Source organism: Thiomicrospira microaerophila (assembly GCF_000934765.1).
GTDB lineage: Bacteria > Pseudomonadota > Gammaproteobacteria > Thiomicrospirales > Thiomicrospiraceae > Thiomicrospira > Thiomicrospira microaerophila.
In genome coordinates, this window is record NZ_KN882201.1 from 663 (window position 1) to 12,261 (window position 11,599).

The 11,599-nt window shown below is 40.0% G+C and carries 5 protein-coding genes; 4 read left to right on the forward strand and 1 reads right to left on the reverse strand.

The features are described from left to right. Positions 1–6,288: BspA family leucine-rich repeat surface protein (locus NA59_RS15445; protein WP_052501723.1), on the reverse strand; the 6,288-nt coding region annotated here is incomplete at its 3' end. 332 nt (positions 6,289–6,620) lie between these two features. Between NA59_RS15445 and NA59_RS14660 the strand changes: the two genes are divergently transcribed. From NA59_RS14660 to NA59_RS14060, 4 genes are all read left to right on the forward strand, one after another. Beyond that, the gene (locus NA59_RS14660; RefSeq protein WP_052501724.1) at positions 6,621–7,760 is read left to right on the forward strand and encodes a BspA family leucine-rich repeat surface protein; all 1,140 of its coding nucleotides are present in this window, start codon (positions 6,621–6,623) and stop codon (positions 7,758–7,760) included. Between the two features lie 20 nt (positions 7,761–7,780). Continuing rightward, positions 7,781–8,308 (forward strand): hypothetical protein, encoded by a 528-nt coding sequence (locus tag NA59_RS14050; protein ID WP_044414354.1) that lies wholly within the window; start codon positions 7,781–7,783, stop codon positions 8,306–8,308. A gap of 232 nt (positions 8,309–8,540) precedes the next feature. After that, positions 8,541–10,880, forward strand: a complete 2,340-nt coding sequence (locus tag NA59_RS14665; protein ID WP_052501725.1) for a BspA family leucine-rich repeat surface protein — start codon at positions 8,541–8,543, stop codon at positions 10,878–10,880. 51 nt (positions 10,881–10,931) lie between these two features. Beyond that, positions 10,932–11,599: hypothetical protein (locus NA59_RS14060; RefSeq protein WP_044414357.1), on the forward strand; the 668-nt coding region annotated here is incomplete at its 3' end.

The following is an 11,599-nucleotide window of genomic DNA, read 5'->3' on the forward strand; positions in this document are numbered from 1 at the left end:
GGTGACATTAGAAGTATCCCAACCACCAATGTCATGATTAAATGCCTCTGCCTCGTAAAACATCCATCTCATATCCGTCACATTAGCCGTGTTCCAGTAACCTATGTCGCCATTAAAGGTATTGGGATTCTCCGCCGAACCTCTAAAAAGGTCCGCCATATTGGTTACTTGAGATGTATCAATATTGTATTCTGAGTCTTCAAAAGTATAAAGAATGCCATCTTGCTCGATAGCATAAGTTTCACTTTTTGCAGCTTCCCTTAGTGCATTATTTGTAACAATTAGTGAGTTATTTAAAACCAGCATTTTACCCCACCCTGGTAGAAAATCTGGTTTATTTTCAATAGGTGAATTTTCTGCAAAACCACCATAATCCTCCTCTATTTTAGGTAGTGACCAGCCAGATAGATCATGATCAAACTGTGTTGCTCCATTTAGCGCCCAGCTTATATGGGAAACATTTGATACATCCCAGTTGCCTATGTTTTGATTGAAAGACTGTGCGCCTCGGAAAATAGCATCCATAAATGTAACATTTGAAACATCCCAGTAACCTATATCTTGATTAAAGTTAGATGCATGAGCAAACATCTCTCCCATAGTGGTTACATTTGAAACATTCCAATCGCCTATGTCTTGATTAAATGCTGTCGCATAATAAAAAACACCGTCCATTTTGGTTACGTTTGAAACATTCCAACTACCTATATCTTGATTAAAGTTAGATGCATGATCAAACATATAATTCATTGTCTGGATCTTTGACATGTCCCAGTTACCTATGTCTTGATTAAAAGCTCTCGCATTTGAAAACATCCAAGACATATCAATCACATTTGAGGTGTTCCAGTTGCCAATATTCTGGTTAAAAGGAGTGTATCCAAACATACCGCTCATGGTTTTAACATTAGAGGTATTCCAGGAACCAATATCTTGATCAAATGACCTGGAAGCGAAAAACATTTCGCTCATATTGTCTACTTTAGACGTATCCCAGCTACCAATGTTTTGATTAAATGAGTTTGCACCATAAAACATTTCGCTCATGTCTATTACGTTAGATGTATCCCATTGCCCAATATCTTTATTAAATTTTCGTGCCGCTGCAAACATTCCACTCATGTTTGCAACATTGGATGTGTTCCAACTACCAATATCTCTTTGAAATGATTCTGCAAGTGAAAACATATTGCTCATATTGGTAACGCTGGACGTATCCCAGTAACGTATATCTAAATTAAAAGTGTTCTTACCGTTAAAAAGGTCTGACATATCGGTTATCTTTGATGTGTCTATATTGTATTGCGTGTCATCAAATGTATAAGTAATTCCATTATGCTCGATAGCATACGATTCATTTTTAACAGCGTCGCGAAGCTGCTCTTCTGTAACAGTAAGAAATATTTTAGGCTCCGTAATAGGCTCCTCGCCCCACCTCGGATGCCAGTAAGTTTCAGTTGTAATCCATGAGTTTATTTTGTCAAACTGATTCGGAGTATGTTGTATTAATGGTATCCGCCAGCTACTGATATCACCATTGAATGACGTAGCACCAGCAAACATTCCATCCATATTGCTGACTTTCGAGGTATTCCAAGCCTCAATGTCTTGATTAAATGAATGTGCATTTTGAAACATTGTTCTCATATTCGTAACATTGGATACATCCCAGTGACCAATATCTTGATTAAATGCCTGTGCACCGTGGAAGAGACCTTGCATGTTATCAATGCTGGATACATCCCAGTGACCAATATCTTGATTAAAATCTCTGGCGTTATGAAACATATAGCTCATATCTGTAAGTAAATCTAGAGACCAGCTAGAAATATCTTGATTAAAGTTCGTTGCTCCGCTAAAAATTGAACGCATATCTTTTACATTTGAAGTGTTCCAATTGCCGATATCTTGATTGAACGTTGCAGCAAGCGAAAACATTCTATTCATATCCGTAACGTTTGACGTATTCCAATTACCAATATCTTGATTAAACGTTTTAGCACCATAAAACATTTCTTTCATATTTGTAACGTTAGATGTGTTCCAATAACTTATATCTAAATCAAAATCAGATTTAAAGTAAAAAAGTCTGTGCATATTGGTTATATTTGATGTGTCAATATTGAAATCAGAGTTTTCGAAAGTATATCTTACGCCATCTTGCTCAATAGCATAAGTTTCATTTTTAATAGCTGCTCTTAAGGCTTCTTCGGTTACAATGATCGAATTATTAACAACGGGCATCTTACCCCAACCGGGGAAGTAAGAAGGAGTATCATTTAGTGGAGATCCTGAGGAAAAGCTGCTGGGTAAGCTTTTAATTTGCGTTACAACCCAATCTGAAATATCTTGATCAAACGATTTTGCATGGGAAAACATTGCAAACATATTTTTGACATTTGACACATTCCAGTTTGAGATATCTTGATTGAAATCAGATGCATTTCTAAACATAGACGACATATTGCTGACACTCGATACGTCCCAGTCCGCTATACTGTGATTGAATGAACCAGCATCCCAAAACATAGCGCCCATATTTGTAACTTTTGACGTATCCCAGTCCCCTATATTCTGATTAAATTCAGTTGCTCCATTGAACATACCATCCATGTTCGTTACATTCGAAACGTTCCATTTTCCAATATCTTGGTTAAATGCACTTGCTAATCCAAACATACGACCCATGTCTGTAACGTTTGAAGTGTCCCAATATCCAATATCTAAATTAAAGTCAATGGCATTGAAAAAAAGGGAGTTCATGTTGGTTATTTCGGATGTATCAATATTGTATGCAGAGTCCTCGAAAGTATAGACTATTCCTTTATGTTCAATAGCATAGCTACCATTGCTAATTGCTTGCAATAATTGGTCTATTGTAACTGTAAGATATGTAACAACCTTTACTGCCTCTTCAAGTTGCCCTAGAGATACGGGACTAAAAAATAAAACCTCCTGACCTGTAAAGTCAAAAAACCTGTCGGACTCATCTAAATTGTATTCAAGCTGAATTTGTTCTGATGCTTTAATATTGTGAGAAAGGGTAATCGTCACTTGCTCTGGGTGGGATTTATCAATCTCATAATCTAAAAAATTCGGGATATCCCTCTCGTCTTTCGTAGCATTAACTAGTTTAAAAGAATCAAGAAGTGAAAAAGCAAGAGTCATTGGCTTATCAAAGGTCAGTATTATTTTATTAGGTAGGCCTAAAGTTACAGTTAGTAATTGCGCAGGAGATTGAATATCTTCTGTTAAAATATCATTGTCTATAATAACTACTGGAGCATACTGCTTATTTCCCTCAGGCATTAGTGCGCCATTTACATCTGTAATACGTACAAGAAAGGCTTCGGTAGGCTCCCAAACTGTATCACCAATAATCTTGATTTTTATTTCACCAATATATCCACCTTTGCGAATCACTAATGAATCTTCTTGGGCAACATAATCTTCGCCAGCTTTTGCTGTAATGTCACGTGTTTCATAAAAAATATGTGTGTCTGAGAGAGCAGGTTTACTTAATATTACCTTGAGGGTTGCATAAACATCATTGTCGCCATCACCTTCAAAAACAGTTGTACCTCTAATTTCGACGCTAGGCAATAAATTAGGTGTGTCATAGTTTAGATTTACGGTTGTCTTAATCACGTGATGAGGTTGAATATTCATATCTCTTGGAGCGTAGAGACTGATGGATGCTTGGTGAGTTGCTTTTTCACCTTCGGGAGATAGGATTGGTATGGCTACATCCGCAGATTTTTCACCAGCTTTAAATTTAACCACTCCTGTATTGGTTTGATAGTGCTTATTGGCTAACAATGTTGATTCGCCGGGGTTTATTACGTAATAAAATACCGTATCCTCCTCTATGGGGCGATCAATTTGAATTGTAAGCTTAATCTCATGGTCATTTCCTAGAGTTTTTACTTCAATATCGTTACTTAAAAGTTCAATATTGTAAGGTTGATCTGTTGGATCTTCATCATACTTAATGGCGCCAAACGTAGGTAATGGGGTTTGTGGTGTCCAGTCTGGCTTGTTATCGAGTGAATAGAAGTTTTTATGGGTGGCGGCGGCATCTAGAACCCTGCCGTGCTGATCGATGGTAATCAGGTTGCCATCGATGCCATCCCAAATCAAGCCTTCACGCAGCTTTGCCATTTCGGCTGGGGTTTTGTTGGCATCTAAAAAGTGTTCGCCTTTGAAAGTAGATACACCACCATGCATGATCACACCCGCCTCTTCTAGGCGGGCGGCAATGCTAAGTAGATCACTTTTGGAAATCGGGTCGCCGTGTTGATCACGAATATCCCACAGATCATAATCCGCCGTGATAATTGAGTTAGCCGGTTTATCATAGAGCGAAACTTTGGTTTTCACTAAGCCTGTTGCGGCTTCAATGTAGTAACTTGAGTCTAAGCCATGGATATAGTTGGTTGGTTTATTAAACTCATCATTTCTTGAATCAATGCGCTTATTTAGTATTTCGAGTGCCTGCTTTTTTTCCAAGCCACTATAATTCATAAACGCATGCAGCATATCAGGGTTAACAGAGGCATCAGGTTTGAAAACCGCCACCAAGCCAACCAACTCGTCACTGAATCGTTCTGCGCCGATTGTTTTGTAGTAATTTTCTGCGATAAAATAATCTACATCCGTTAATGTTTTGGCTTTGATGTCCATCGGCTTCATCAATACGCCTTGCTGAATCCATTTGTCAGACTCTGGGTTAGGGGTGCGGAACACCGCCATCACGCCCACATCGGCACAATTTCGCTCAACCGTAAACTCATTAAGCACCTTGGTAATTTTAGCGACCAGATCACTGTTGATACCACGCGCCTCAAGTTCCGTGATTTCGGTCATTAAGCCCGGATTAATGTCGAAGCCTTCAAGGCGGTTGTACTTAAACAAGTCCTCAAGCACGGCAATGGTATTTTTTGCGAAGGCTTTAATATAGGATTCTCCATCATCTCTGCCATAGGCCTCGACAATGCTTGGCTTTAACAACGCTAAGGCCTCGTCGGCATCGGCGGCCTGGTCACTGCTTAATAGTTTTTTTACTTTTTCATAAGTGGCCGCATCAAGCTTTAGGTTCTCGCCTAGTTTTGCTTTTAGTTGCTGGAAAATTTCATTAACGGAGTTTTTCTTGATAATTTTTTTCAAATCCAACTTAACAAACATAGCGGTTTCTAGCATCGTAGGTACAGTACTCGTTGCAATCGAGACGGTTTTAGCGGTAAGTGGATCCTGTTTCTGAAGGTCTTGCCAAGTATCATAGTAGCTGGTGTAAGGCGACAGATTGGCATTTGAGCTAAAGTAGTTGGCGGTGATTGTCATAAACTGTTCTTCGGTTTTAGTAAACCAAACGCCTACTTCATTCTGTATCGCTTGCAGCTTGTCTTGAAAATCATACATTGTATCGACAATCGAATCGACAAGCCCCTTACGCTGCTCTGCGCTCAGACCTGCTAATTGCGTTAACCCATAACCAAGGGACTCCGCCATTTTGAAAATTTGATCAACGCCAATGGTAAAGAATGAGCCATTATTACTTATTGTCATCGAATTCGTTGACATGTTGCCGATATTATTAACAGAGCAAATGCCCTTGTCGATCATCGAAATAGCGATATCAATCGCTTTATCCACTAAAATAGAAGTGAGCTTAGTAAACTGTGTTGCAACAAAGTTGACCGTGCCGCCAACCGCGTTGTGTATATAATTGCCAACCCCCTCATACACATTAACAGCACTCTCCATAAACCGATAGCTGGCATCAATGAATCGATCACTGAACAACTCATGAGGCACTAGGTCGGTTAAGGTTTGTGTATCAATTTGACCGATGTGCTCCTCTAAAATCCAATTCGTTTTATAGCCGGTTGGATCGTTAGACGCAGCGACATCCGCCTTTGTGATTTTGGATAGCTCGCTAATAAACGCCAAGCCTTCGCCTGACTTGGCAATATCACAACCATAAAGCAAAATGTCACCATTCTCACTTAACTGTTCGCCAATAGCCTTTAATAGATCACTTTTTTGTTCCAGTGTTTGACTATTAAGCCGAGAAACACCGAGATCAACCTCGCCATCCCGCCCGTGGCTGATAAAATGCATACCGGTTACTTTTTGATCAATGCTCTCTAATATCGCCAACATTTGCGGCAGTACAGGCTGTGCGGCATTAAGAATAAACGAACGGATATCACTGGGCGCACGTAAATGCACATCAAGATAACCTTCAACGTTGTTCATTACAAATAACACTTCATTTTTAGTTTGCATAGTCTAAGTCTCACGGTAGGGAGGGTTGAGCAATCAAGTACACGCCTAAGCAAAAACACATCAACTGCTGAATAAGTTTGCAGCGCTAAGTAATTTTAAAGATGACATTATTTAATAATCCCCTGATAAAATCAAGCGATTATTTGCACAATTAATTCATAAGCACGGCATCTCAAAACACCCCGCTTAAAGCCATCTTGTAACATCACTATGCCTAAAATGTGTGATAAACCTATCTGAAATCAGATGTTTAAAGAAAAATAACAAAAATCTTAACAGTGTCGCTTTTTTAATGTAAAGTTGCTCATGTTATTATTTACTAGGGGCTAGGCATGCAATACAATTTCACGGCTATCATTCATAACAATCTATCGATTTTGCGCATCCCAGAAGGCATGGTTGCCCAAGTGATTGGGGCATCAAGTGCAACAAGAATTAGCTTGGAGCAGGGGGCTTCATTTGATTTTAAAGGTGTGTTTGCGCCCAACCAATTTGTGCTTCATGGAGCACCAGCCGATTGGCAAGTGAGCAGTCAAGGGAGCCATGCCTTGTTAACACATCGCTTAGGTGATCAAGTGATGATCCCCGCCTCCGCGACGATCACACAGACAATTTCATTTGATGATAGTGAAGATGAGTTTGCGCTAAAAATCAATACAGACCAAGTTGAACCGGTGATTAACTTAGGTGAACTCACATTAAGCGCGGATAACCAAGTTGTGGGTGCTATATTTGACCCAGTTCGAGATAATTATCTAATTGTAACAGAGCAACAATTGCGTGATGCGGTCGAGGATGGTAGTTATGCGATATCGCATAAAGGCACCTATTACACGCTTGAGGATTCTGATTATAATGTCGATACTTCGCAAGTGACCAGCATGTATGGATTGTTTAAGGACGACGATTTTAATGGTGATATTGGTTACTGGGATGTTTCAAGTGTGACGAATATGGCATGGATGTTTGAGGGTGCGAAACAGTTTAACCAAGATATAAGCGGTTGGAATACATCAAATGTTAAAGATTTTGGTGGAACCTTTGCGCTAGCAGACGCGTTTAACCAGCCTATCGGAAACTGGGATACCTCCGGCAGTGAGAATATGAGCTGGATGTTTGCACAAGCCTATGCATTTAATCAGCCGATTGGGGATTGGAATACATCAAATGTAACGAACATGAACTGGATGTTAGGTCAAGCCACGTCTTTTAATCAAGAAATAGAGACTTGGGATACATCAGCGGTTGTCAATATGGCTGATATGTTTAAAGGGGCGACCAGTTTTAATAAAAGCTTGAAGGACTGGGATGTCTCAAGAGTAGAAAGTATGGACGGTATGTTGTGGGATGCGGTTAGTTTTAATCAGGACTTGTCAGAATGGCAAACGGATTCATTGACTAACATGCCGCCTGAAAATTTTGCCAACTATTTAACTGAGGTTTACTATCCAGATGCATGGCTTATTGGATAGAATAATTGTAAGGATTTATTATGAATAAAAAAGCTAAACTATTTTATATTGTTTTGGCGACTGCTTCGCTATCCGCTTGTAATTCTGGTGGAACGGATAATAATCAAACACCAGCAGAAACACCAGCAGGCGCTTTGATTATTGGTAGCTGGTTGTATAAAACAGGCGATATTTCAATTCAAAGTGATACATGCACCGCTGGCGATACCGATAGCGGATATTTATTATGGCACTTTAATGCGGATGGTACTTATGCCAGTGAAATGGCAAAATGTTTTGATGGCAAAAAGCATAGCTTTAAAAAACCAAGTCTTAACGAAAATCCAGCCGACTACACCTACCAGTTTTCTGGTACATATTTCAGTAGCGCGGGGGTTGAAATTAATAAATTAAATTTAAACGACGCAAACCAAGGCAAAACACTTTATAAAGGTGTATTTATTAACGCCAACCAGCTTGTTTCAACCCAGGCAACCGATGAGCGAGATGGTTCAAGCGATGCTAAGCGAGAATGGGTGCTTGAAAATGCCTTTTTTGTGAAGCAATAATTTACTGTATTTTTTACTAATTTTATTATTATTAATTCTGGGCAAATAAAGAATTATAATTTTTATACAACAAAAGAGTGCGTAGTTAAGTATTTATTCATCCAGTGAAATGCTTTATACTTGCGCTCAGAAGTTTTTTATTGCGATAGATGGCTTGCAGGCTTGCAATAAGTGTTAGTGTTTGTGTGCAGGTGTATTCTCGTCATTGTGGTTTTTTAAAGGAATTATTTATATGAATTTTAATGTTTCAGTTGTGTTTTGGGATAACCTAACGCAGTTCACGGTCACCGAAGGATTGGTTGCTCAAATATATGGCAGCCAAAAGCCTACCGTTATTAACTTAGAGCTAGGCGCGTCTTTCCAGTTTCAAGGCGTGTTTGCTTCAAATACCTTTAAATTGCACGGTGATGCAGCGAGTTGGACCGCGACCAGTAATGGCAGTCATGCCGTATTGACGCATGAGAACGGTGACAGCATTATGATTCCGGGTTCCGCCAGCTTGGCACAAACTATTGAATTTGCCGATCAAAGCATTGAGTTTATGATTAACACTGACGATGCACCCGTGCTTGCGTTAGGTGACTGGGTGTTAAATGCTGAGCCACAAAAACTCATGCCACCGCCGACGGTTCCCGTTGAACCTGAAGAAGGTGAAAACACAACCGAGCCAACGGTACCTGATAAGTTTTATTTAACGGTGACAGAGCAACAGCTGCGAGATGCCGTATCAAACGGCACCTATGCCATAGAATCTGAAGGCATCACATACACTTTCGGTGACTCGAAATACAACATCGACACCTCTCAAGTTACTAATATGTATAGATTGTTTAATAGCAAATCAGATTTTAATGAAGATATCGGATATTGGGACGTGTCAAATGTAACAAATATGCAAGAGATGTTTCAGCATGCCAGCTCCTTTAATCAAGATATCGGTAGCTGGGATGTATCTAATGTCGTAAATATGCAGTATATGTTTAGATCCGCAAGTTCTTTCAATCAAGATATTGGTGATTGGGATGTGTTTAATGTAACTAACATGAATTGGATGTTTAACTCGGTTTCTTGGATTCCCATGAGTTTTAATCAAGATCTAACCAACTGGACGCCAGCAAAAATTAGTAGTTTGCCTCGAGATTTTTCTAGTAATTCACCCCTTAATCTTGATCATTATCCGACTTGGGGCAAAATGCCGGTGATTGATGGAAAATTGGTTGTAACGGAAGCGAAATTACGCGATGCAATCGCTAAGAAAACCTATGTGATTGAGCAGGACGGGGTGAGCTATTCAATTGAAAACGCCGCAAACACCATAGACACCTCTCGCGTGACGAACATGGACAGCCTTTTCAGAAATAGCGAATTTAATGGCGATATTAATCACTGGGATGTCTCTAGTGTGACCAGTATGCAACGCATGTTTGAAGGCACCAGTAATTTTAACCAACCATTAGATAAGTGGGATGTATCCAGTGTCACAAGCATGAAGGAGATGTTTAAAGCAGCCAATAGCTTTAACCAGAACATCAATAGCTGGGATGTATCCAGTGTCACGAACATGTTCTATATGTTTAGTTTTACCCCAACCTTCAACCAGCCATTGAATGACTGGGATGTATCCAGTGTTATTGATATGAATGGAATGTTAAACGGCGCGCAAACCTTTAACAGGCCAATTGATAGTTGGGATGTCAGTAATGTTCAGTTTATGAATTTTATGTTCTCTGGCGCCAAGGCATTTAACCAGCCACTCAATAGCTGGGATGTATCCAATGTCACAAACATGAATAATATGTTTGCATATAATGATGTATTTAATCAACCATTGAGTAACTGGGACGTAACCAATGTAACCAGTATGCGAGAAATGTTCTACAAAAACTCAGCATTCAGTCAGGATATAAGCAGTTGGTGGGTGCCCCATCTTTCTGGCGTAACCCCATTATATCGGTTTGACAATACATCTGAACTAGCTAAAACACCAGACTTTTTACCTAAATTTGGCGTCTCCATTCTCCTAACTGTTGACGAAGATAGCCTGCGTGAAGCCGTCAGCGATGGCAGTTTTGCGATTGAAGACAATGGCTTTATATTTAGTTTTGGCGACTCACATTATAATGTCGACACCTCGCAAATCACCGACATGTCAAACTTATTCGCAGACACCAGCTTTAATCAAAACATTAACTACTGGAACCTATCAAACGTCACTGATATCAGTGGTATGTTTGATAATGCGATAAGTTTCAACCAGGCACTAAATAACTGGGATGTATCAAACGTCACCAACTTTAGTAGTGCGTTTGAAGGCGCGCGTAATTTCAACCAGTCAATCAATGATTGGGATGTCTCAAGCGCTATCGATATGAGCGCGATGTTCAAAGGTGCGCAGAATTTTAACCAATTATTGGACAAATGGACCCCAGAGCAAGTAAAAAATATGGATAATATGTTTAACGGTGCAACAAACTTCAATCAAGATATATCGGGTTGGGCGGTTATTATCGGACAGCCAGAAGATTTTGCCCCAACGTTGGATGCGACCAAGCAACCTGAATGGATAGGCTAATCTATCCAACTCAATTTGAATAATTAATTTTTAAACCACGGAGAATGACACATGTCAGCACAATTGAAGAAACTGTTTAACGATGAATTTTTTACCAATACCGACACACAGCCAAACCCTGAAACCTTGGTTATTGCTATGTTCGAAAAAATCTATGCCATAAAGCAAGCGGACATACCAGCTGGCTTTGTTGACTGGTGGGTAGAGCAAATAACCAGCGGTAAAATTAAAGCCGAAGAAATGATTGAAACGTCGCTTGGCTTCGTGGCTGAAGGCCAGCTAGCTGATGCTGAAAAAGACCAAAAAAATGAAATTGAAGCGACATCACAGGTGGCGGCACAATTAACTGAAAAACTAACCACCGAATTTGGTTCAGCGAGTTTAGAGCTTATACAAGCCGTCACATCACAAGTTCGTGATGCGGTTAAAACGAATATGTCAAGCACAGCAACAACCGACGTAGGGGCTGATGTCGTTAGGGGCGCGTTGGATGAGGTTGTTGCAAAAACGGTTCAAACGGTGACGGATGCCGTCAAAAAACGAGTTGACGCAGGTGAAGAGGCAGATAAACTCGACGTAAGTGCGCTAACAACTAGCATCAAAAACGAAATAACACAGCAAGTAAAAAACACCATCGCAGAAAGAGATATCCCTAAGCCAACCGAAGCACCAACCGAAGCACCTACTGACGCACCTACTGACGCACCAACCGAAGCACC